The organism is Flagellimonas lutimaris (genome assembly GCF_003581615.1).
Lineage (GTDB): Bacteria > Bacteroidota > Bacteroidia > Flavobacteriales > Flavobacteriaceae > Flagellimonas > Flagellimonas lutimaris.
On the sequence record NZ_QXFH01000004.1, the window covers coordinates 101,570 to 126,130 of the forward strand.

Here is a 24,561-nt window from a genome sequence, read left to right on the forward strand (position 1 = left end):
ATGAAAATAACAGAACACATAAAAAAGGCAAAGGGAGAAACGCTGTTTAGTTTTGAGATTGTGCCGCCTGTAAAGGGAAAAAGCATTCAGGAACTGTATAACAATATTGATCCTTTGATGGAGTTTAAACCGCCTTTTATTGATGTGACCACCTCTAGGGAAGAGTATGTTTACAAAGAAAAAGATGGGCTGTTGGACAAAAAACTGACCCGCACTCGTCCCGGAACCTTGGGCATTTGCGCCTCATTAAAACATAAATACGATGTGGATACCGTGCCCCATGTGATTTGTGGTGGTTTCACTAAAGAAGAGACCGAATACCTATTGGTAGATTGCCAGTACTTGGAGATAGAAAATGTAATGGCGCTACGAGGCGATGCCAGAAAAGAGGAAAAATATTTTACGCCTACCAAAGGAGGACATCAATATGCCACCGAATTGGTAGAACAGATTCAAAATATAAATGAGGGTAATTATTTGCACGATACCATTGAATCTAGTGATTTGAGTAGTTTTTGCATTGGTGTGGCAGGTTATCCTGAAAAGCATATGGAAGCACCATCCTTGCAATCTGATTTAAAGCGGTTGAAACAAAAAGTGGATTTGGGTGCGGATTATGTAGTGACCCAAATGTTTTTTGACAACCAAAAATTCTTTGAATTTGTGGAGGCCGCTAGGGAAATGGGAATTAATGTGCCCATTATTCCGGGGATTAAACCCATTGCTGTAAAAAGGCATTTGCATTTATTGCCACAAGTTTTTAGGGTGGATCTTCCTCAAGATTTAATTGATGCCGTTGAGGCCTGCAAAACCAATAAAGAAGTACGTCAAGTTGGGGTGAAATGGGCCATTCAACAATCTAAGGAATTAAGAGATGCTGGAGTGCCCGTATTGCATTATTACTCTATGGGAAAATCAGATAATGTAAAGGCAATTGCAAAGGAACTTTTTTAAAGATGTCATTCTGAGGGAGAATAATGACCGAAGAATCTTTGAAGAGATTAAAAAGATTCTTCACTGCGTTCAGAATGACAAGATTGTCTTTTGAAGTAATTTCCTGTTCGATGAACAAAGGTGTTTTTTTAATTTGCTACTTTAGCGCCCCATGAGGTACCTACTTTGCCTAATCTTATTGTTGATTTCATTTTTTGGAATTTCTCAAACTACCGAAGTTTCAAAGGATTTTGTGTTTGATGCTAACCTGTTCTACGGTTCTATTCTTTTGCACAATCCCGATATTTCCCATTTGATTACCGATCATCCTGGCGGCGTAATTTTGGGTATTAGTAGAAAAACCTATGGACATAAAGAATGGGAGGCTGATTTTGGATATCCTGATACCGGTTACACATTTGTTTATCAAAATACCAATAACCCAACATTAGGTGAACTGTATAGTGTATACGGACATTACAACTTCTATCTTTTAAATAGAAACCTTCAACTTAGAATAGCCCAAGGAATTGCCTATAATACCAACCCCTATAATAAGGATGAAAATTTTAGAAATAACGCTTACGGAAGTCATATTTTAAGTAGCACCTTATTAATGTTGAACTATCATAAGGAAAACCTCTTTGCAGGTTTGGGTGTGAATGCGGGACTTTCCTTTATTCACTATTCCAATGCTAATTTTAAGGCGCCCAATACATCTACCAACACATTTGCATTTAATCTTGGCTTGACTTATAATCTTGATAAGGAAGCAGTATATAATTATTTAAAGCCAGAATCTAAAGTGAAAATTACGGAACCCGTTCGTTATAATTTAGTACTGAGGGGAGGTGCCAACGAAAGTGATGTGATTAATATGGGAAGGTATGGCTTTGCTATTGTTTCTGCTTATGCGGATAAACGTTTGGGCAAGCGAAGTGCCATTCAATTGGGAACCGACGTTTTCTTTTCTAACTTTCTAAAAGAATTGATTCGATATCAATCCATTGCATTTCCCGAACTTAACGTAGACCCTGACACTGATTATAAAAGAGTGGGCTTGTTTGTGGGGCATGAGCTTTTTGTGAATAAAATAAGTGTTGTGGCCCAGTTGGGATATTATATTTATTATCCATTTGATTTTGAGGGAAAGGTTTATAACCGAATTGGGATGAAACGATACTTTGGAGATAAAATCTTTGGCGTCATAACTTTAAAATCACATGGAGCCAAAGCAGAGGCGGTTGAATTTGGAATAGGGGTAAGATTATGAAACGGAGGAAGTATGAAATACAAAATACAAAGTATCTCCTTGAAGGAGCTTTAGGGGTGTATCTGATGCTATTTGCCTTTCTGTTGATTTCCTGCAACGGTGACAACGTACCAGATTGTTTTCAGAATGAAGGAGAGATAGTTCTAGTAACATTGGATGTTCCAGAGTTTAGTACTATAACTGTTTTCGAAAACTTGAATGTAGTTTTAAAACAGGGTACTGAACAACAAGTAGAGGTAGAGACAGGAGAATATCTGTTAAATGATGTTTCTGCCGTTGTAGAAGATGACCGATTGATATTGCGGAACGAAAACAGCTGCAATTATGTTAGGGATTATGGATTGACCACAATTTATGTCACCTCACCTAATATTACAGAAATACGAAGCAGTACAGGCTTGCCCATTTCCAGTGATGGTATATTGAATTATCCAAGTCTTAATTTGGTTGCAGAAAGCTTTAACAATCCTGATGCTGCTACGACGGATGGCTCTTTTGATTTGAATTTAAATGCAACCACAGTTAGAATCGTAGTAAATGGAATAGCCTATTTCAATCTTCAAGGAAATACTGAAAATTTTATTGTGACTGTAGCAGCAGGGGATTCAAGGATTGAGGCGGAAGAATTAGTTGCACAAAGTGTAACCATTAATCACAGAGGTTCCAACGATGTGTTTGTGAATCCGCAACAAAGTTTAAGCGGCGTGATTCGTGGCACAGGTGATGTGATTAGCGTGAATCGACCTACGGAGGTAGATGTTGAGGAATTATTCAATGGTAGATTGATATTCCAAGATTGATATAGCTTCAAACTATGACATAAATCGTCATGGCCTATACTATTTCTCGTTAATTTCGAAGTTTAAATCGAGTACTTGGGAAATCTTTTTACACATATCAAAAACTTGTTCGTTCCGTTTCCAAAGGTGAAATTGATGAAAGGATTACACGGGTTGGAAAAAGCCAATGCTCTTTTCCATAATCTGGTGGCAGAAAAAAAAGTGCCCGGTTTGGCGGTGATCATTTTGGAGAAAGGAGAAATCCAACATCAAAAAGGATATGGTTTTGCCAATTTGGAAAACAGGAAAAAAATTGACCCAAAGCGGACTGTTTTTCGCATCGCCAGTATTTCGAAATGCATCACAGGATTGGCATTGGGCAAAATGATGGAAGATGGCATCGTGGATTTGGATGAATCTTTTTACACCTATGTGCCCTACTACCCCAAAAAGAAATATGATTTTACGCTTCGGCAATTGGCGAGTCATACAGCAGGGATTCGTGGGTATCGGGGCAAAGAATTTGCCTTGAATCAAGATTATTCTATTAAAGAAGGGATAGAGGTCTTTAAAAACGATCCCTTGTTTTTCGAGCCAGGAACTAGTTATCTCTACAATAGTTTCGATTTTGTGTTGTTATCCTTGGCAATGCAAGAAGCGAGTGGGGTATCATTTCAACAATACGTAAAGGAAAATATATTGAAACCCTTGGGTTTAAAAAACACTTTTGCACCGCAAAAAATTGTCAGTTCGGGCGCAGTTGAAAGCATAGCAGAGTTCTATGCCAAAAGGTCGTTATGCTTCAAAAAGGCAGTTGAGGTAAATAATACTTACAAACTGGCTGGTGGAGGATACTTATCAACCTGTAAGGATGCAGCAAAATTAGGACAAGCCATCTTAGTGCAAAAATTGCTCAAAAAAGAAACCTACGACCAGTTATTGAGATCTCAAATTATCGATGGCAACCCCACTTACTACGGTCTCGGATTTCAAGTTAGCCAAGACGCCAAGGGCAGACCATTTGTAGGACACGTTGGAAATAGCGTTGGCGCCTATACCAACCTTTTTGTTTATCCCGAAAAGGAAAAAGTGGTTGCTATTCTCATTAACTGTACAGACCCAAAGGTGCAACCTATTTTGGATGAGGCGATTGATTCAGTTTTGAATTTGTGAACCTCAAGATTTTTACTGAAATTTAATCCAAACACGGTCATTTTGAAATATTTACCACTCCTTTTATTCTTATTAGTGCAGATGTTTACCACAAGCTTGTATGCTAGGGAAAATTTTTCTTTGGAAAAAGTTTTTTTGCAAACCGATAGTCTTGACAGTGGGTTAACCTCGATAGAATGGAAAAAATTTAAAAAATTTGAGCAAGTGCTGCATACTTCAGGGTTAACTGAAAGTGAAAAGGAAGAACAGTTGACGGTTTATGCACGAGATTCACTAAAAATATTGAAGGTAAAGCTCATTGCTATTAAAGTTTTAGAGGAGAAAAGTCTTTTGAACAGGGATATTGCCGATAATCCATCTTACTACGTGTCATTGCTGGGGAAATTAAAAGATAGCAACATTTCTCCCTCCGAATATCTTTTTCTGGAAGAGAAACTGGCGTATATCAACCAAGAGAAGGTAATGGAGAAATTAAAATGGAGTAGGTCGGTGAACATTGGTCTAATTGCACTTATATTATTATTGGCCTATGCGGTGGTAAGGCAAAGAAAGGGACAAAACAAATCAATTCTTCCCAAGTTGAGCAAACAGGAAACATTGGTTCGCAACCTTATCCTTCAAGGCAAAAGCAATAAGGAAATAGCCAACGAACTTTATATTAGTTTAAGCACGGTAAAAAGCCACATCACTAACATTTACAGTAAATTAAATGTGGCCAATAGGCGGGAATTGTTGGAAAATAGTACGGGTGCTAGCACCTAAATCAGACCTGTTAGGCTTTATCTGAGCCAATTTACCCTCGTAATTTGTTTCAAAATCGAACCGTTTTGAAGCAGCTTTCTTTTTTATTTTTTGCATTATACATTTCAAGTTATGGTCAACAACAATTCACTTTTAAGGGAAGTGTTGTTGATGAAAATAATCAGATGGTCTCTATTGGAGATGTCCTTTTGTTTGATTCCAATAAAGAAAATTTAATAGCTTACACTTCCTTGGTGAATGGCGAGTTTTTATTTAATGAGGTAAATGGAGGCAAGTATCTATTAGAAGTATCTGCTTTGGGTTTTAAAAAATATTCCAAGCAGATTATCTTGGGTGAAAATCTTGAATTTTCTATTCAGTTGAAAGATCAATTGACCGAGCTTGAAGCTGTTGAGGTCACTGCCTTGAAAAATCCCATAACCACAGCTAATGGCAATCTTAAGATTGATGTACAAAATCCTGTTTTTGCTTCCGTCGTGGATGCTATGGAAGTCCTTTCAAAAGTTCCCAATATTCAAATTTCACCAGATCGTGAATCCATTTCGGTGATTTCTAAAGGGAGCCCTTTAATTTATTTGGGCAATCAGCGTATCAGTTTGGATGAATTCAAAGGGTTGTCCATAGAAGGGATTGAGAGCATTGAACTTATCAACAATCCATCACCCAAATATGAAGCTGAAGGCCAAGCTGTGCTTTTGATTCATATAAAGACTAGTACGGATAAGGGAGTTACCCTGAGTCTTGGCGAAACGATATCTTTTAGGCAAAATACTAACAATTACCTGAGTTCCAACGGAAGTTTTTCCAATGGAAAATGGAGTGTTCGGGGCAATCTCAATTATAATGTAATTGGGCAATGGGAGAGCAATACTTTTGAATTTGCAATTCCCGAGGAGGACATTTATTCGGATTATTTGGTGCTGATTCCAAATAATAAAAGGGTTCAAATTAATGGTGGTCTTGGATTTTACTACCCTTTTAACGATAGTGATTATGTATCCTTCAATACCACAATGAAGCATCAAATGGACGATGCTGATTTTGAAACAAACACTTTTGTTCGGGATGGAGTCGAAGAGAATCAAATTTTATCCGAACCTAAAAACGATAATCGTCGAGGATACTTTAGTGGCAATTTCAATTACAATAAAAAGATAGATTCCGATTGGAATCTTTTCACGGGAATCCAATATTCTTCCTTCAAGCAAAAGTTGGACACGGATATTTTTAACAATTACAACAATGAAGGTTTTTCCTTGGATGAATCCAGATACCAAGAATACAAAATAGGTTCTTTTGCCGCTAGAGGTGATGTTGAACATGCAATTTCCGATAAATTAAAAAGTGAATTTGGGGTAAGTTGGAACGAAGGACGGGCCAATGCCCATTCCAATGTTCAGCAATTGGATGCCCAAAATGAAGTAAATGCTGATTATGATTATAAAGAACAGCTGTATGCTTCCTATTTGAACTTTAGTTCAAATCTGAATAAGAAACTGGAACTTAACATTGGGGTTAGGGTGGAACACAATAATGTAAATGGTATGCTGAACAACGAAACAAGTCCTCTGGTCAATAGAGAAAGCACTAGAATTTTTCCCAAAGCTGGTCTCAATGTTAAGTTGGACAGTACCAAAACTCTTTCATTGAACTATTCTCGAAATATTGTTAGGCCCAATTTTTCGCAAACTAGCTCCGTTTCGGTATTCATCAATCCTTTTTTGGAAGCTACCAATAATATAAACCTGTTGCCTACTATTTCCCACCGGATTACTTCCAATCTGCAATGGAAGAACAAATCATTTTTTATGGATGTTTACCAAAAGGACAATCCATCGTACTATGCCATAAGTTATGAAACACCGGATGCCACAGCAACCCTTTCGCCTACCAATTTGGAAAAGGAGTCGGGTTTTTACGCAGGGGTTACCCTGCCATTTTCGTACAAAATTTGGACTTCCACGACCTCTGTGAGTTTAAACTATAATAAGATCAAGGATTCTTCAGCGATTTTAGCAACAGCAAAGCCTTATGTGTATGCTTATACCGACCAACAATTTAAAGTTGCCACAGGTACCATTGTTTCTTTTGGCGGATGGATGATGACCGAACGTAACGAAGGAATTTATACTAGGAATGCTATGTTGGTCCTGAACGCCTCTGTGACCAAAACTTTTTTTGAAAAATTCCAATGTGCTATCCGCTTGAATGATATCACCAAAGCCATGAATTTTGAGGAGCGTTATTCCATAAATGGAGTAGAGGCGAACGGAACCTATTTTGTGGATGCCAGGGAAATTGCTGTTGCCGTAAAATATAAGTTTGGTAACAAAACCTCCAAATTCAAGAACAAAGATGTTGATGAAAACCTAAATCGAATCAATTAGACTTTACCTGCCAATTCCTCTTCAATCTCCAACGCATATTTTTTGCAAAGCTCAAAGGTATCCGTAACATCTTTCATAGTGGTTCTTGGATTGATCAAACACATTCGTAGTACAATTTGTCCATTTAAAATAGTGGTGACAAGCAAAGCTTTGCGTGATTCCACTACTTTTTCTGAAATGTACTGGTTGATTTTATCCAACTCCTTCTCCGAGTATTTTTTATTGATAGGGTTGTATCTAAAATTAATAACGGCCAAGGTGGCTGGGAAAACAACTTCCCAACTCTTACTGCCTCTCAACATCGTTTCCACTTCTTCGGCCAAATCAATATTGTAGGTGATAGCATCTCGGAATTCTTTTAAACCAAAGGTTTTTAAAGACATATAAAATTTTAAGGCTCGGAATCTACGGGTCAACTGAATCCCATGGTCATAAAAATTGATTTCGGAGGTATTCCCCTCGATATCCCTTAAATATTCAGGTTTTTCGGTAAATGTATGGCTCAGGTTTTTATGATTTCTTATCAATAGGCAGCCCATTTCATAAGGTTGGAAGAACCATTTATGTGGATCCACGGTTAATGAATCTGCCTTTTCAATCCCTTTCATGGCCTGTCTGCCTTTTTTGGATAAGATAGCCGCTCCACCGTAGGCACCATCAATATGGTACCAAATATCTTCTTTCTTGCAAATGTTCCCCAATTCCACCAAGGGATCCACGGTTCCAGTGTTTGTGGTTCCAGCAGAGGCAATCAAGCAAAATGGCTGAAGTCCTTCTAATCTATCTTTGGCAATGCAGTTCTTCAATTTGTTTACAGAAAACTTGAGTTCATTGTCAGTGGGAATTATCCTAATCTGTTCTTTTTTGAAGCCCAACACCCGAATTGCTTTAATGTTGGAAGAGTGTGCCTGATCGGACAAATAGATGACCGCTTTGGAGAAATCATCGCCACATTTTATTCTGCGAGCGGTAACAACAGCGGTAAGGTTGGCCATGGAACCACCACTGGTAAATATACCTCCACCTTTTTTCTTCGGAAAACCAAAAACCTTTAATAACCATTGAATGGTTACAATCTCTAGTTCAGCTGCAGCAGGACTGGCGGCCCATCCCCCAGAAAAAATATTATAACCTGTGGCCAAGGCATCGGCCATAACACTAATATAATTACTAGGACCAGGAACAAATGAAAATGATCTCGGATGAGCCAAGTTGGCACTGTTGGTCATTACCTTTTCCAAAACAAAGTCGAGTACTTGGGATGGGTCTGAACCTTTTTCTGGGGCCTCTTCCAAAAAAAGCGAATCCATTTCTTTGCGGGACCCAAGTGCTACAGGTAATTTTTGGTCTTGTGTAGCGTGATGTTCCACTATGGCATCCACAATTTGATACCCATAGCTTTTCATTTCTTCTTTGGAAAGTTCCAATCTGGCTTTGTTCTTCTTCATAAGTCCTGTTTCAACTGAACCGCAAAAGTACCATATTTGGAACGGTTTTCCATCCCATTTTGGACGGTTGTCCAATCAATTGGGATAAAAAGAAAGTTAGGAAGTGAGTTCCGTAAAGAGGCTCTCCAAGTTTTTGTTCTTTCTACTGAGTTGGAGGGTCTTTAATTTATTGTCATGGGCAAAATCGAATACCACTGGTCGCATATCCTTTGATGTGCCAAAAGTGATTTCGTAAACAAAGCCTCCCGTGTTTTTTACCTTTGAAACATTGGGCATTTGCTGCAATAGTTGTTCTTCTACGCGATAGTCAAATTCCACTTCAATAATTTGTTCTTCCGCTTCGCGAAGTTCCTCTAGTTTTTTGTCTGCCACCAATTCCCCTTTGTTTATGATGATTACGCGGTCGCAAACAGCTTCCACTTCTTTCATAATATGAGTGGATAGTAGAATGGTTTTCTCTCTCCCAATTTCACGTATCAGTTTTCGGATCTCGATCAATTGGTTGGGGTCTAGTCCTGTGGTGGGCTCATCAAGAATCAAAACTTCTGGGTCGTGCAACAAGGCGGCAGCAAGACCTACGCGTTGGCGGTATCCTTTGGATAACTGACCGATTTTTTTGTGGGCCTCGGGAGATAGCCCGGTTTGTTCAATAACATCATTGATCTTGGACTTGTCTACTTTGTACACATCTGCGTTGAAGGCCAAGTACTCCTTTACATACATTTCCAAATACAGCGGATTATGCTCTGGGAGATAGCCAATACTTTTTTGAACGTCTTTTTCAGCCTCTAAAACATCAAAGCCATTTACGGCTGCTTCACCATTATCAGCTTTATAATATGTGGTGAGAATTCGCATCATGGTAGACTTTCCGGCCCCGTTGGGACCTAAAAAACCTACGACTTCACCTTTGTTGATAGTGAACGAAACGTTGTTCAGTGCTTTTTGCGAACCAAAGGTTTTTGTAATGTTTTGTACGGTGATGGACATTCAAAATAATTTCTTGATTCCAAAAATACACTTTTAGATGTTTTAATCCTTGGGTTTCAAAATCCAGGATGCATGGTTTTTAATCATGGGGAAATAATCATAGGAGTAAGAATTCTTAAAAAAGTATGGTTTCTGTAAAATAATGTGCAGTTAAAATGGCTTTTTTGAGAAATATCAAAAAAAATTTGTGAATACAGGTCCTTTTCGGATTGAATACCTAAATTAGCCTTTAATTAATAACAAGATGACAAACACGTATTTCTGGAACCGTTTTTATTTTTACTTCTTTTTTCAAAGAGGAGCGGGACTATTGTAGATACGTTTAAAGTATAACCAATTTATAAAGTCCCGATACAATCGGGGCTTTTTTTTTGCAATGGAATTAAAAGTCGCCATACAAGGAATAAAAGGATCGAACCACCATCAGGTGGCCACGGATTTTTTCGGAGATAAGATTGATTTGCTCGAATGCAGCTCTTTTGACGCGGTAGTAGATAACCTATTGTTAGGCACTGCTGACAAAGGAATTATGGCCATAGAAAACTCTATCGCAGGATCTATTATCTCTAATTACAATCTGGTATATCACAATAACATTCATGTAATTGGGGAGCACTACCTTAACATCCACCATAACCTTATGGTTATGAAGGGGAAAACTTTTGATGATATCAAAGAGGTACATTCACACCCCATGGCGCTGTTGCAATGTAAAGAGTTTTTTAAGGCACATCCTCAAATTAAATTAGTGGAAAGTGTGGATACGGCCGAAACAGCGAAACGAATCAATGAGGGAAATTTAGAGCATATTGCTGCAATTGCCCCTAAAATGGCGGCTGATTTATACGATTTGGAAATTATTGCGGACAATATCCAGACCATTGTGAACAATTCCACGAGGTTCATCATCCTCAAAAAACAAAATAAAGTACTTCCAGAAGAAGAGATCAATAAGGCATCTTTACGATTTATAACCGATCACAAAAGAGGGAGTTTGGCCACTGTGTTGAACGTGCTGAGCGATTGCAATATGAACCTGACCAAGATTCAGTCTTTGCCCGTAATCGAGACCCCTTGGAAGTATGCTTTTTTTGTCGATGTCACTTTTGATAAATACGAACACTTTGCCAAAACAAAATCTTTATTGCAGATCATGGCCGAAGATTTTAGGGTTTTGGGTGAATATAAAAATGCATTGTTGTAATGGTAACAGCAGATAGGTTAAATAGCGTACAGGAATATTACTTCTCTAAAAAATTAAGGGAAGTAAGGGGGTTGATTGCCCAGGGCAAGCCCATCATCAATATGGGAATTGGTAGTCCGGACTTGGCACCATCGCCGCAGGTGTTGGAAACGCTTCGGGATTCTATAATCGAGGCGGGGGCACACCAATATCAAAGCTACCAAGGATTACCTCAATTGAGGGAGGCCATTGCCGACTTCTATCAGCAAAAGTTTGAAGTATCGGTAGATCCCAATGCGGAGATATTGCCCTTGATGGGTTCCAAGGAAGGAATCATGCATATTAGTATGGCCTTTTTAAATGAGGGAGATGAGGTATTGTTGCCCAATCCGGGTTACCCAACCTATGCCTCTGTCACTAATTTGGTGGGTGGTGTACCCGTCACCTATGATTTGAAAGCGGAAAATGGTTGGTTTCCAGATTTGGAGGAACTTTCCAAGAAAGACTTGTCCAAAGTGAAATTAATGTGGATCAGTTATCCACATATGCCCACTGGCGCTACTGCAAATATGGAACAGTTAAAGTCGCTTGTAGATTTTGCCAATTCCAACCAGATACTTTTGGTGAACGATAACCCTTACAGCTTTGTGCTCTCCAGTAACCCGACCAGTATTTTGTCTATCGAAGGAGCAAAAGATTGCACTTTGGAGCTAAACAGTTTAAGCAAGACCTTTAATATGGCAGGTTGGCGTGTGGGAATGGTACTTGGAAGTGCGGAACACATCAATGCAGTGTTGAAAGTGAAGAGCAATATGGACTCAGGAATGTTCTACGGTATTCAGAAAGGGGCGATTGCTGCCTTGCAAAGTGGTCCCGAATGGTTCGAGGCATTGGATAAGGTCTACACCGAAAGACGGGAACTGATGTTCCAACTGGCAGACAAATTAGGTTGTACTTACGATAAAAATGCGGTGGGAATGTTTGTGTGGTGCAAATTGCCCAAAGGAGCTGAACCATCCGAAGAATTTATAGATAAAGTGTTGTACGATAAAAATATTTTCATTGCGCCGGGAACCATATTCGGAAGCAATGGTGAAGGCTATATTCGTTTTTCCCTTTGTGTAAAAGAGGACAAAATCAAGGAAGCCATAGAAAGATTTTAGATTATGAAAGTAGTCATCATAGGAGTTGGATTAATTGGCGGGTCTTTTGCTAAGGATGTAAAAAAGTTGCATCCCGAAGTAGAAATCATTGGTGTGGATAAAAGTGATGCCCATCTGGATGAAGCCTTACAACTTCAAATCATTGATAAAAAAGGAGATTATTCGACTTTGGCAACGGCAGATTTGGTTTACTTAGGTATTCCGGTGAATGTTTTGGTCACCGAATTGCCCAAAATACTGGATGCTGCAGGAGATGAGACCGTGGTGGTAGATGCAGGTTCCACCAAGCGCTTGATCTGCGAACAAGTTGCCAATCATTCAAAACGAAGAAATTTTATGGCCTGTCACCCTATTGCAGGTACCGAGTTTTCCGGACCAGCAGCAGCATTCGAAGGTCTGTACACGGGCAAGACCATGATTATTTGTGAAGTAGAAAAAACAGCATTCAAGCTTCAAGAAAAAGCATTGGCTATTTTTCAGGAAATAGGCATGCGAATTCGGTATATGAACCCCGAAGCACACGATAAACACATCGCCTACGTATCTCATTTATCACACATCAGCTCTTTTATGTTGGGAAAGACGGTTATTGAGAAAGAAAAAAATGAGCGTGATATTTTTGACATGGCGGGAAGTGGTTTTGAGAGTACGGTTCGCTTGGCAAAAAGTTCACCCGATATGTGGACGCCAATTTTTGAACAGAATAAAGATAATGTTGTAGAAACATTGGAAGAGTACATTCAAAACCTTACCACTTTTAAGCAAATGATTTTGGACAATGATTTTGAGAATGTCCACCTAGAAATGAGTAACACCAATAAAATAAAACAAATACTAAAAGGAATACCACTTACAAAAAAATAGAGAGTATTATGGAAAACAAAAAGGAAATGAGAAAATGGTTGGATGATATGAATTTGGGTCATCCATTGGTAGTTGCAGGTCCGTGCAGTGCGGAAACCGAGGACCAAGTGCTGAAAATAGCCCATGAGCTTAAGGATACCGATGTAAGCTACTACCGTGCCGGAATCTGGAAACCAAGAACTCGTCCAGGAAATTTTGAAGGAGTAGGGGCCATTGGCTTGAAGTGGTTGCAAAAAGTAAAGGAAGAGACCGGTCTAAAAACCGCTACAGAGGTTGCCAATAGGGCACACGTAGACCTAGCCTTGGAACACGATATTGATTTGTTGTGGATTGGTGCACGTTCTACCGTAAGTCCGTTCATTGTTCAAGAAATTGCCGATGCTTTGGAAGGAACCGATAAAATTGTTTTGGTGAAGAATCCAGTAAACCCTGATCTATCCCTTTGGTTGGGAGCTGTGGAACGATTGCATTCTGCCAATATTGAGAAGTTGGGTGTTATCCACAGAGGATTTTCCACTTACGAAAAAACCAAATACCGTAATATTCCAGAATGGCAGTTGGCCATTGAGTTACAGACCAAGTTCCCTGATTTGCCCATCATAAACGATCCAAGTCACATTACAGGAAAACGCGATATGGTTTTTGATGTTTCTCAAACTGCGTTGGATTTGAATTTTGATGGTTTGATGATAGAAACACATTATGATCCGGACAATGCTTGGAGTGATGCCGCTCAGCAGGTAACCCCAAAAACCTTGGTTCAGATGATGAAAGATCTTCGTATTAGAAAAGAGACTGATGAGGAAGCGGAATACAATAACAATTTGAGCAACCTTAGAGCACAGATTGACATACTGGACAATCAATTGATTGATTTAATGGGGAAAAGAATGAAAGTTTCTGATGGAATCGGTGAGCTGAAAAAGCAAAAGAACGTAGCAGTGCTTCAGAGTAACCGTTGGAATGCTATTCTGGGCAATATGATCTTGGAAGGAGAGCAAAGAGGATTGAGCGAGGAATTTGTATTGAAAATGTTCAAGGCAATTCACCAGGAATCAATTAACCACCAAGAAAAAATTATCAATAAATAGACTGGTTTTTTAATCAGGATTTTTGAAGAACTATTTGTAGCTTCGGTAAAGTTCCGTTGTTGCAAATAGTTTTTTTGTTTCAAACTGTAACAATTCAACAAAAACATAATCTTTCAGAAGTAAAAACACACTATCATGAAAAAAATATACACACTAGGTCTTCTTTTACTTCCCTTGGTTATGTTTTCACAACGAATCATTGATACAGAAGTTGGAGAGTTCAACAAGATTAAAGTTTTTGATTTGATCGAGGTCAACTTGATCCAATCCGACGAGAACAAGATTATGATCAAAGGCTGGAATGTCGATGATATTAAATGGACCAACAAAAACGGGGTGCTGAAACTAAGAATGCAGCTGGACAAAAAGTTTCAAGGAGAGGATACCATGATCGAAGTCTACTACACCAATTTGGATGTAATCGATAGTAACGAAGGTGCACAAATTACTTGTAATGAGATGGTCCATAAGAGCAAAATAGAGCTCAGGGCACAAGAAGGAGCCGTGATTCACATTGGAATGGATGTGGATTATGCTGATATACGTGCGGTGACAGGTGGAATTGTTCGAGCTTCCGGATTGGCAAAAAATCAAACGGTTGTTATCAATACAGGCGGTATTTTTGAAGGAAGAGAGCTAAGAACCGCCACAACAGATGTAAAGATTTCAGCAGGAGGTGAGGCAGATGTATTCGCATCGGAACTTGTGGATATTAATGTCAAGGCCGGTGGAGATGTATATGTTTACGGAAACCCACAAACGGTCCATAAAAAAACTTTTGTAGGCGGAAGGGTCTATATTAAGGATTAGTGAAACTTGTAGCTAAAGAAAAAGCCCTCCAAAAAGTTTGGAGGGCTTTTTTATGGGGTTATTTTGGCAATATTACTTTTTGAAAATGTAACGCGTAATAAAGATGCCTTGTCCATCACCTTTACCACCTTCGCTCTCTACTCCACTTACCACAAAAGCCAATTCCCAACCATTGGAAATCATATCATTGATCATGGAAGTAATCAGGGCATCGTTGGCAGCAATGTTCTGAAAACGGATACCACCGATGTTGTAAAAATTCAAAAGTTTGGTTTCCTCAAAATTCTTTACGCGAATTTCATTTCTTTTAGATTTGTTACGGGTATTGTCATCCTCGGTCTGAACGCTTGTAAATTCTTTGTAATCCTTGTCTTCCAAGGCATTTATAATTCTTGATCTTCCAAGCCCATTAGGAACAATGGACTCGACACTGGTTACTACATGGTACTGTTGTGCGCTCACAGTGAATGAGGCTGCAAATAGCACAACTACTGCCAAAATGATTTTTTTCATAATAAATTAAGTTAATGATTGTTAAAACTCTCAATAAAGATATACGACGAAAAAGAAGTAATATTGTTTCTTTGTAGTCAAAATATGAACAATTAGTGAACGGGACTGTTTATAAATCAACTGGAAGCTGGTATACGGTGAAATCTGAAGAGGGAGATTTTTATGAATGCCGTATTAAAGGAAAGTTCCGAACACAAGGTATTAAAAGCACCAATCCGGTAGCGGTTGGCGATCATGTTGGTTTCGATTTGGAAACAATTGGAGATGAGACTGTTGGTATAATTACCGAAATAGGTGAGCGAAAAAACTATATTGTTCGCAAGTCGGTGAAGCTTTCCAAACAGACCCATATTATAGCTTCCAACCTTGATCAGGTTTTTCTTTTGGTTACGCTGAACAATCCGCCCACCTTTACCAGTTTTATAGATCGATTTTTGGTTACGGCCGAAGCCTATGAAATTCCCGTAGTACTTCTTTTTAATAAGATGGATGTTTATAGTGAAGAGGAAAAGTTTGAGGTTGATTACCTGGTAGGCCTGTATACCAAAATTGGATATCAATGTATTCAAATTGAAGCCAAAAAAGGCATAAATGTCGATAAAGTAAAAGAATTGATGTTCGGTAACACTAGCATGTTTGCTGGACATTCTGGAGTGGGAAAATCCACTTTGGTAAACGCATTGGAGCCAGGTCTCAAGTTAAAAACCGCCGAAATTTCAGAGCAGCACATGCAAGGGCAACATACTACCACTTTTGCCGAGATGTACGATCTTTCTTTTGATGCCCGAATCATTGACACTCCAGGGATAAAGGGTTTTGGTATTGTAGATATGGAAAAGCATGAGATTGGTAATTATTTCCCTGAGTTTTTTGCCTTGAAATCCGAGTGTAAGTTCAATAACTGTCTCCATCTGGATGAGCCAAAGTGTGCCGTTAAAGAAGCTTTGGAGAATGATGAAATAGCTGCAAGCCGATACCGAAGCTATGTTCAGATGTTAACCGGTGATGAAGATAATCCATATAGAGAAAGATAAATGAGAACTGTATTACAAAGAGTTTCAAAAGCAAGTGTAACAGTTGAGGACAAGGTAGTTTCATCTATCGGAAATGGTCTGTTGGTATTGTTGGGAGTAGAGGATGCTGATGGTAAAGAGGACATTGATTGGTTGGCGAATAAAATAATAAACCTTCGAATTTTTAGTGATGAAAATGATGTGATGAACCGTTCGGTCGTAGATATCAATGGTGATATTATAGTAGTTAGCCAGTTTACCCTGCATGCACAAACAAAAAAAGGAAATCGCCCGTCGTACATTAAAGCGGCGAAACCTGATGTTGCCATTCCCATGTATGAGGCATTTGTTGAGGTGTTGGAGCAAAGACTGGGAAAAAAAGTCGGCACGGGTATTTTTGGTGCCGACATGAAAGTGGAACTCCTAAATGATGGCCCTGTGACCATTACAATGGATACAAAAAACAAAGAATAATTACTTTATGTCGAAAAAAATATCTTTATTGTAGGAAATTAACCACTTTACCGTTACCTAAATTACCAATTTCTAAACATAAATGCGATTCTATTTTTTATTCCTACTTAGCTTATCTTTTCACTTTTTATTTTCTCAAGACTATAATGTAAACAACATTCCTAAGGGAGTTCGCCAAAATGCAGATGCCGTGGTGCGCTTGGATAAAATGGATGTTGTTATAAGGTCCAAAGACCAGATGGAGGTGAATAGTAAAAGAGTTGTTACCGTGTTCAATGAGGAAGGAAATGAACATGTACAAGCCTATGCCTTCTATGAGAAAAAGGACAAAGTATCAGCTATTGAAGCTATAATATATAATGCCCAGGGCGAAGTAATCAAAAAAATCAAGAAAAGAGATTTCTTGGACCAAAGCGCCATTGGAGGAGGCACCCTTTATTCGGATTCAAGGGTTTTGGTAATGAGGTACACACCAAACCAATATCCCTATACAGTCAAATTCACCAAGGAGTATTCCACACCGAACACTGCATTTGCTCCCAATTGGATGTTCTTGGATGATTATAGGGTTGGAACAGAAAGAAGTGAGTTTTCCTTTACGGTAGAATGTGGCATACCTTTTAGGAATAAAGAGGAGAATTTTGGACCATATCAAATAGAAACCGAGGCAACTACTCAAGGTATAAGTTATAAAGCTAAAAACTTGAAGGCATTGGAACGTGAACCGTTGTCACCAGCGTTTAGGGATTTTGCCCCTCAGGTAAAAATTGCCTTGAACGAATTCCACCTGGAAGGTGTTGATGGCAAAGCCAAATCATGGCAAGAACTTGGTAGATGGATGAATGATGAGCTTCTTCAAGGAAGGGATGATTTGGATGACGGCACCATCCAATATGTTAAAAATTTGGTGAAAGGTGTATCCGACCCCTTAGAGAAAACCAGAATAATTTATAAGTACGTACAGGAAAACACCCGATACATAAGTGTTCAACTGGGCATTGGCGGATGGATGCCTATAAGCGCATTGGATGTTGATCGTGTAAAATATGGGGACTGCAAAGGACTTACCAACTATACAAAGGCTTTGCTGAGAGCTGTTGGAGTGGAGTCCTATTATACGGTGGTGCAGGCAGGCAGGCAAATGAAAAGTCTTGATGAAGATTTTCCATCCATGCAAGGAAACCATGTTTTTTTAAATGTTCCCTTAGAAGAAAAAGAGGTTTGGTTGGAGTGCACAAGCCAAAAGACCCCTGTAAATCACCTAGGTACTTTTACGGACAACAGAAATGTTTTGAAGATTACTCCCAAAGGTGGTGAACTGGTAAGGACTAGGGCCTATTCAGATGAAGAGAACTATCAGTTTACCCAAGGCGAGTTCATTATTAGTGAGGAAAAAGATGTAAAAGGAAAAGTAAAGATTCTTTCCAAAGGATCGCAATACGATCAAAAATATTGGAGGACGGCCAATACCAGATCAGAACAGGAAGAGTTCTATAAATCCTACTGGAACTATGTACAGAACCTATCCCTGGGTCAAGTCAAATATCAAAACGATGTCAAAAACATAGAGTTTGTTGAAGACGTAGAGTTCAGTGTGGAGAATTACCTGACCACCGCAGGGGATAAATTATTGCTTGCCCCTAACTTGTCCAACCGCAATTTGGGAGTGCCGGACAGATGCCGAGATAGAAAAAGGCCCTTAGTGTTAAAACGTGGCTATTTGGATGAGGACGAATTTATAATTCATTTATCGGCGGGTTATACGCCCGAAACCTGGGTAAAGCCTTTTAAGGAAGAAACCAAGTTTGGTTCCTATTCGGTTGCTATTGAACCTAAAGAATCTGGGGTGATTTTGTACAAAAGGAAACTGCTCATTAAGTCGGGAGAATATTCGAAAGAAGACTATAAACTGTATCGAGACTTCAGAAAAAAAGTCGCAAGATATGATAATACCAAAATCGTTTTAAGTAAAAAAGAATCATGAGATTAAGACTGTTTTTTCTGCTTTTGCTTGTACAGCAAACAGTAAGCTCCAACGAAGTGAAATTTGGAAAAGTTTCCAAGGATGAAGTAGCTGCCAAACAACATGCCTCATACCCAGATGCCAACGCGGCCCTACTTTATAAAAAAGAATTGGTGCGATTTAATTACCAGTATGAGACAGGATGGTCTCAGGTCCGAGAGGTTCATTATCGTATAAAGATATATAAGAAAGAGGGTTTTGATTGGGCAACCTTGCAAGTTCCATTATATAAAGCCAGTAGTGATAAGGAGGATATCGGAGCGGTAAAAGGCGTAACATTCAACATGGAAAATGGAAAGGTGGTCAGCCAAAAACTTAAAAATGATGGTGTATTTATTGAAGAAGTAAATAAATATAGGAACAAAGCCTCCATTACGATGCCTGAGGTACGGGAAGGAAGTGTACTTGATATCGAGTACAGGATAACCTCACCTATTTACTGGCATATCGATGAGTTTAAGTTCCAGTACGATATACCGGTGAACAAAGCAGAGGCACGTTTGGATATCCCCGAATACTTCTTCTTTAAACAATACAGTCGAGGTTCCTATCCAGTAAAATTTTCTCAGACCAAGGAAAGCCGTTCCCTCAATGTTTCTTACAGGTCTACTGATAATACAGGGAGGTTGGGAACTACACGTAAAAGTGGCACTTTGAGCTTTTTTGAAAACGTCTATAATATTAGTGTTTCTGACCTTCCAGCGCTATTGGATGAAAAGTATACTAGTAATATTGATAACTTTAGGACCTCCATTAAATTCGAATTGGCATCGACCCGATTCCCCAATAGACCTTATAAAAATTATAGTCTTACCTGGGATGATGTGGCCAAATCCATTTATGATTATGATGATTTCGGAGCTGAATTGAACAAGCATAATTATTTTGATGAAGATGTGGACCAGTTGATATCAGGTTTGTCGACTGATGCTGAAAAGGCAATTGCCATTTTTCAATATGTAAAATCTAAAATGAATTGGGACGGGTATACCGGTGTAGGATGCAGTCAGGGCGTTAGAAAATCATATAAAGAAGGCGTTGGAAATGTAGCCGAAATCAATTTAATGCTTACATCGATGTTCCGATATGCCGGTTTCGATGCAAATCCAGTTTTGGTAAGTACCCGGTTACATGGAATACCTTTGTTCCCAACAAGGAACGGTTTTAATTATGTTATTTCCGGTGTTCAAATGGAAGATGAACTGATACTGTTTGATGCAACGGATAAGAATACCGTTCCCGATGTTTTGCCCATGCGCGCATTGAATTGGATTGGAAGATTAATCCGGGAAGATGGTAGCTCCATTCAGATAGACTTAATGCCCGGTGTTAAATCCATGGATGCCATTATGATGAGTATCGACCTAAACCAAGATGGATCCATAAAAGGAAAATATAGAGAACAATATACGGCCAATAATGCCTTTGTTTTTAGAAATAACTACACTAGTGGTTCCGAAGATTCTTATTTGGACGATTTGGAAAAAAAGCACGGTGATCTTGAAATTTCCGCTTTTGATTTGCAGAATATCGAAGACCTATCTAAGCCAATAGTGCAATCCTTTGAGTTTGAAAAAGAAGCTGCTTTTGAGAATATTTCAGGTAAACTTTATATTTCACCTTTGTTTCACCTTACCACAAGGGAGAATCCCTTTAAAGCTGAAAAAAGAGAATTCCCGGTTGATTATGGGTATCCATGGGAAGATAAGTACATAATTTCAATAAATGTACCCGATGGATATACCGTTGAGTCCATTCCGGAACCTATTGCGGTGGCGTTACCCGAAAATCTGGGTCAATTCAGGTATAATATTTCAGCAAATCAAAACCTAATAAGCGCACAGATAGAAACGTCACTCAATAGCTCAGTTATTCCAGCACATTATTATGCCGACCTCCAAGAGCTTTACAGTCATATTATTAAAAAGGAATCGGAAAAAATCGTTTTGGCAAAAACACAAAAGGGGGATAAATGAAAAAAGTAATAGTACTGTTAGTATTATTTCAGAGTATTTCTGTAATAGGTCAAGAAGTATATTTTGGACAATTGTCCAACTTTGAATCGGAGTTTAAAACTTATGAAAAGGATACTACCGCCCACGCTGTTTACCTCTATGAGAAAGGCGAAAACTATTTTGAGGTAAGGCGAGGGTATGTTCGATTGATAAAAAAGTATCATGCCAGGATTAAAATATTGGACAAGGAGGGCTTTTCGGAAGCAGAAATCACCATTCCATATTACCATTCCGGTGGCAGAACAGAGATAGTCGGTAATATCGAAGGTATAAGCCATACCCAAGGACTCAAATACAATGTGGTGCAAAGCACAATTTATGATGTGGAGGTAAATGAACGCTGGTCGGAAAAAAGATTCACTTTTCCCAATGTACAGGTAGGCTCCATACTGGAGTATACCTATGAAATTCAATCTCCCTTTTTTTACAATTTAAACGGATGGGCGTTTCAAGAACATATACCCAAAATATACACTCAATACAATGCCGAAATTCCGGGAAATTATATATACAACCGGTCATTATTGGGAGAATTTTCTTTGGATGTGAACGAAGCTTCCATCAAATCGGATTGTTTTAGTGTTCCCGGTGTAGGAAAGCAAGCTGATTGTGAAGTTTTAAAATATGCAATGAAAGATGTGCCTGCTTTCAAAAATGATGAGGAATATATGTTGGCTCCTTCCAATTATAGATCTCGATTGGAATTTGAACTTTCAGAATATCAAGGGTTCGACGGAATAACACAGAATTTTACAAAATCCTGGAAAGATGTTGACAAAGAGTTCAGAACCGATGGGGATATTGGAGGGCAACTACGCAAGAAAAATTATTTTGAACGGAATATCCCTTTGGAAATCATTTCTGGAAATGAAGACGATCTTGTCAAGGCCAAAAACTTATACAACTTTGTCAAACTGCATTACACATGGAACGGTAAGTTTGGAATATTTAGGGACAACAATGTAAAAAAAGCCTTTAATGAAGGAACTGGTAATGTTGCGGAGATAAATATTACTTTGATCAACTTGTTGAATGCTTCCGGAATTGATACAGATTTGATGGTGCTCTCCACACGCAAGCATGGTTTGCCCAAAAAATCACATCCGGTAATGTCCGATTTTAACTATGTAGTAGCCAAGGTGGAGATTGAAGGAACTACATATTTGTTGGATGCGACCGAAAAACAATTACCATTTGGTATGTTGCCCTACAGATGTTTAAACTATTATGGCAGGGTAATGGAGTTGGATGGTGACAGCTACTGGTATGATATAGCCCCACAGAAACAAAATAGCCGTGCAATAAGGGTTCAGGTAAAGTTGGACCCAGAGAATGGTTTGGCAAACGGTGTTGTTGATGAAACTTCAAAAGGATACGATGCTTATTTTAAAAGAACCCATATAGCCTCAGTAACGGAGGAGGAATATTTGGAAGATATAGAAAAGGAAAATATTGATGGTTTTTACGTTGACGATTATGAAATCGTCCAAGAAAAATCGGATGAAAAAAACTTAGTGGAGCGGTATTCTTTTGAGGCTGAGGAATTGCAACCCTCCGAAACCATTTATTTTAATCCTTTTTTGGTGCGTTATTTTAAAAATAACCCATTTAAAGCGGAAACCAGAAACTACCCTGTTGATTTCGGATATCTTAGGAAGTTTAACTACATGGCCAACATTGCGATTCCTGAAGGGTATAAGGTAAAGGAGCTTCCCAAACCCATAAATTTGGCGCTCCCAGATGGTAGCGGGGTATTACGCTTTAATACCAGTAAAATGAAAGGGGATGTCATGGTAGTATTTTCATTTCAACTTAGGGCAACACAATATAAAAGTGAAGGATATCAATTTATAAAGGAGTTTTTCGGAAAAGCTGTGGCCACCCAAAACCAAACTTATTTAGTTCTCGAAAGGGAATAGACAGGTTGTGCTTACCTTTGTATCTCAACAATAAAAGTGAAAAGGTGAACATCAAAAATGCACAAAAAGCTGTAGACGAATGGATTAAGAACCATGGGGTCCGTTATTTTAACGAACTCACCAATATGGCCCAACTTACCGAAGAAGTTGGGGAGGTAGCTCGAATAATTGCACGACGCTACGGGGAACAGAGCGAAAAAGAATCCGATAAGGCCAAGGATTTAGGCGAGGAACTCGCCGATGTGGTATTTGTGGTACTCTGTTTGGCCAACCAAACCGGGATAGATTTACAGGAGGCTTTCGATAAAAAACTGGATCTTAAGACCAAACGTGATCACGACCGACATCAAAATAACAAAAAGCTCAAATAAAGTTGCCCTTGTAAAGGGTCTTTAGATGTGTTTTTTCTAGTTTTGACAATTCATCCAAACCCTTAAGAATTGAGACTCCAACTTTTCGCACCACACAATAAAAAGATTCAAAAAACCATTGCAATTACTGGTTCTAAAAGTGAAACGAATCGGTCTTTGTTGCTACAGGCACTTTTTCCAAACATCAAAATTGAGAACCTTTCCAATTCTGATGATGGGGAGGTAATGCAAAGGGGATTGGCCAAATCGTCTGGAGAAGTGGATATTCACCATGCAGGTACCGCTATGCGTTTTTTAACGGCCTATTTTGCTTCGCAAGAAGGAAAACAAGTGGTGCTTACAGGATCCAAACGGATGCAGGAACGACCCATAAAAGTATTGGTAGAAGCACTTCAATCGCTGGGTGCTGATATTCAATATGAAAAAGAAGGGGGGTATCCACCACTAAAAATCATAGGGAAAAAGTTGAAAAAAAGCCAAGTCTCGCTTCCAGCCAATATAAGCAGTCAATATATTTCTGCCTTGTTGTTGATAGCACCCAGCCTGGAAAATGGTCTCGAATTGGAATTGATAGGCAAAATAACGTCGGTTCCCTACATAAAAATGACCTTGGCACTTTTGGAGCAGATCGGTGTCCAAACTTCTTTCGAGGGAAATAAAATCAAAGTAGCCCCCAAACAAAAAGTGGAGGATAATACCTTGGTGGTGGAATCCGATTGGAGTTCAGCTAGTTATTTTTATAGCATTGCCGCCATGTGTGAGGCTGGTACTGAGATTCAACTCTCATCTTACAAACAAAGTTCCTTGCAAGGCGATAGTGTTTTGGCAGAAATCTATAAGGACTTTGGTGTTGAAACCACGTTTTCAAACAATACCATACTTCTTAAAAAAACAACTGAGATCAAATCGGAACATTTAGAATACGACCTTTCTAATGCTCCCGATATTGCTCAGACTATTGCTGTTACTTGCTTAGGTTTGGGCGTTGGGTGCCATCTAACGGGACTGCACACCTTGCCAATCAAAGAAACAGATCGTTTGGCCGCACTACAGATCGAACTTGGTAAGTTTGGGGCTACGGTGGACATCGATTCCGAAAGTTTGACCCTGCAACCCCAATCAAATTTCAATATTGGAGTGGCCGTGGATACCTATAACGACCACAGAATGGCCATGGCCTTTGGCCCCTTGGCACTAAAAGCAGATTTTATGGTTAATGATGCAGAGGTAGTTTCCAAATCCTATCCAGACTTTTGGAACGATCTTAAAACCCTTGGATTCGACATTGTGGAATCGTAAATCACATTTAATCATCAATTTACTTGACATCCGCTATCGCGAGGTTGTATATTTGCCATTCTTTAAAAAAATCGAAAA

At 39.0% G+C, this 24,561-nt stretch carries 21 protein-coding genes; 18 read left to right on the forward strand and 3 right to left on the reverse strand.

Annotation, left to right across the window (positions count from 1 at the left end):
- The 6 genes from metF to D2V08_RS00480 all read left to right on the forward strand — a co-directional run bounded on the left by metF (window position 1) and on the right by D2V08_RS00480 (window position 7,307).
- Window positions 1–954 carry a methylenetetrahydrofolate reductase [NAD(P)H] gene (gene metF / locus D2V08_RS00455; RefSeq protein ID WP_119606188.1) on the forward strand — a complete coding sequence of 318 codons (954 nt, stop codon included), beginning with the start codon at window positions 1–3 and terminating at the stop codon, window positions 952–954.
- 151 nt (window positions 955–1,105) lie between these two features.
- Window positions 1,106–2,206 (forward strand): acyloxyacyl hydrolase, encoded by a 1,101-nt coding sequence (locus D2V08_RS00460; RefSeq protein WP_119606189.1) that lies wholly within the window; start codon window positions 1,106–1,108, stop codon window positions 2,204–2,206.
- Window positions 2,203–3,006: a head GIN domain-containing protein gene (locus tag D2V08_RS00465; protein ID WP_119606190.1), complete on the forward strand. Its 804-nt coding sequence runs from the start codon at window positions 2,203–2,205 to the stop codon at window positions 3,004–3,006. Before D2V08_RS00460 ends, D2V08_RS00465 begins: the two co-directional genes overlap by 4 nt.
- Before the next feature lie 135 nt (window positions 3,007–3,141).
- Window positions 3,142–4,158, forward strand: coding sequence for a serine hydrolase domain-containing protein (locus D2V08_RS00470; RefSeq protein WP_245980443.1), 1,017 nt, complete (start codon window positions 3,142–3,144; stop codon window positions 4,156–4,158).
- A 42-nt stretch (window positions 4,159–4,200) separates the two neighbouring features.
- On the forward strand, window positions 4,201–4,920 hold the full coding sequence (locus D2V08_RS17430; RefSeq protein ID WP_220473363.1) for a helix-turn-helix transcriptional regulator: 720 nt from the start codon (window positions 4,201–4,203) through the stop codon (window positions 4,918–4,920).
- A gap of 65 nt (window positions 4,921–4,985) precedes the next feature.
- The gene (locus D2V08_RS00480; protein WP_147374016.1) at window positions 4,986–7,307 is read left to right on the forward strand and encodes a TonB-dependent receptor domain-containing protein; all 2,322 of its coding nucleotides are present in this window, start codon (window positions 4,986–4,988) and stop codon (window positions 7,305–7,307) included.
- Here D2V08_RS00480 and D2V08_RS00485 read toward each other — a convergent pair.
- Window positions 7,304–8,755, reverse strand: coding sequence for a pyridoxal phosphate-dependent decarboxylase family protein (locus D2V08_RS00485; RefSeq protein WP_119606193.1), 1,452 nt, complete (start codon window positions 8,753–8,755; stop codon window positions 7,304–7,306). The genes D2V08_RS00480 and D2V08_RS00485 overlap by 4 nt on opposite strands.
- 96 nt (window positions 8,756–8,851) lie before the next feature.
- Window positions 8,852–9,745, reverse strand: a complete 894-nt coding sequence (gene gldA / locus D2V08_RS00490; RefSeq protein WP_119606194.1) for a gliding motility-associated ABC transporter ATP-binding subunit GldA — start codon at window positions 9,743–9,745, stop codon at window positions 8,852–8,854.
- A gap of 376 nt (window positions 9,746–10,121) precedes the next feature.
- Here gldA and D2V08_RS00495 point away from each other — a divergent pair, with 376 nt between their 5' ends.
- From D2V08_RS00495 to D2V08_RS00515, 5 genes are all read left to right on the forward strand, one after another.
- Window positions 10,122–10,949 (forward strand): prephenate dehydratase, encoded by an 828-nt coding sequence (locus D2V08_RS00495; RefSeq protein WP_119606195.1) that lies wholly within the window; start codon window positions 10,122–10,124, stop codon window positions 10,947–10,949.
- On the forward strand, window positions 10,949–12,091 hold the full coding sequence (locus D2V08_RS00500; RefSeq protein WP_119606196.1) for a pyridoxal phosphate-dependent aminotransferase: 1,143 nt from the start codon (window positions 10,949–10,951) through the stop codon (window positions 12,089–12,091). The genes D2V08_RS00495 and D2V08_RS00500 overlap by 1 nt, the downstream gene beginning before the upstream one ends.
- A 3-nt stretch (window positions 12,092–12,094) precedes the next feature.
- The gene (locus tag D2V08_RS00505) at window positions 12,095–12,955 is read left to right on the forward strand and encodes a prephenate dehydrogenase (RefSeq protein WP_119606197.1); all 861 of its coding nucleotides are present in this window, start codon (window positions 12,095–12,097) and stop codon (window positions 12,953–12,955) included.
- Window positions 12,956–12,963: 8 nt separating this feature from the next.
- The gene (locus D2V08_RS00510) at window positions 12,964–14,046 is read left to right on the forward strand and encodes a bifunctional 3-deoxy-7-phosphoheptulonate synthase/chorismate mutase type II (protein WP_119606198.1); all 1,083 of its coding nucleotides are present in this window, start codon (window positions 12,964–12,966) and stop codon (window positions 14,044–14,046) included.
- 135 nt (window positions 14,047–14,181) lie between these two features.
- Window positions 14,182–14,856, forward strand: a complete 675-nt coding sequence (locus D2V08_RS00515; RefSeq protein ID WP_119606199.1) for a head GIN domain-containing protein — start codon at window positions 14,182–14,184, stop codon at window positions 14,854–14,856.
- Window positions 14,857–14,928: 72 nt separating this feature from the next.
- On the opposite strand, the gene D2V08_RS00520 is transcribed toward D2V08_RS00515, so the two are convergent.
- On the reverse strand, window positions 14,929–15,369 hold the full coding sequence (locus D2V08_RS00520) for a hypothetical protein (RefSeq protein WP_119606200.1): 441 nt from the start codon (window positions 15,367–15,369) through the stop codon (window positions 14,929–14,931).
- Window positions 15,370–15,464: 95 nt separating this feature from the next.
- On the opposite strand from D2V08_RS00520, the gene rsgA reads away from it, so the two are divergent.
- The 7 genes from rsgA to D2V08_RS00555 all read left to right on the forward strand — a co-directional run bounded on the left by rsgA (window position 15,465) and on the right by D2V08_RS00555 (window position 24,483).
- On the forward strand, window positions 15,465–16,403 hold the full coding sequence (gene rsgA / locus D2V08_RS00525; protein WP_119606201.1) for a ribosome small subunit-dependent GTPase A: 939 nt from the start codon (window positions 15,465–15,467) through the stop codon (window positions 16,401–16,403).
- Window positions 16,404–16,856: a D-aminoacyl-tRNA deacylase gene (gene dtd / locus D2V08_RS00530; RefSeq protein ID WP_119606202.1), complete on the forward strand. Its 453-nt coding sequence runs from the start codon at window positions 16,404–16,406 to the stop codon at window positions 16,854–16,856.
- Window positions 16,857–16,938: 82 nt separating this feature from the next.
- Entirely contained in the window at window positions 16,939–18,840 is a 1,902-nt protein-coding gene (locus tag D2V08_RS00535; RefSeq protein WP_119606203.1) for a DUF3858 domain-containing protein, read from the forward strand.
- Window positions 18,837–20,855: a transglutaminase family protein gene (locus D2V08_RS00540; RefSeq protein WP_119606204.1), complete on the forward strand. Its 2,019-nt coding sequence runs from the start codon at window positions 18,837–18,839 to the stop codon at window positions 20,853–20,855. Before D2V08_RS00535 ends, D2V08_RS00540 begins: the two co-directional genes overlap by 4 nt.
- Complete coding sequence (locus D2V08_RS00545; protein WP_119606205.1) at window positions 20,852–22,813, forward strand: DUF3858 domain-containing protein; 1,962 nt, start codon at window positions 20,852–20,854, stop codon at window positions 22,811–22,813. Before D2V08_RS00540 ends, D2V08_RS00545 begins: the two co-directional genes overlap by 4 nt.
- A 44-nt stretch (window positions 22,814–22,857) precedes the next feature.
- Window positions 22,858–23,184 carry a nucleotide pyrophosphohydrolase gene (locus D2V08_RS00550; RefSeq protein WP_119606288.1) on the forward strand — a complete coding sequence of 109 codons (327 nt, stop codon included), beginning with the start codon at window positions 22,858–22,860 and terminating at the stop codon, window positions 23,182–23,184.
- Between the two features lie 69 nt (window positions 23,185–23,253).
- Window positions 23,254–24,483, forward strand: a complete 1,230-nt coding sequence (locus D2V08_RS00555; RefSeq protein ID WP_119606206.1) for a 3-phosphoshikimate 1-carboxyvinyltransferase — start codon at window positions 23,254–23,256, stop codon at window positions 24,481–24,483.
- Window positions 24,484–24,561: the final 78 nt, after the last annotated feature.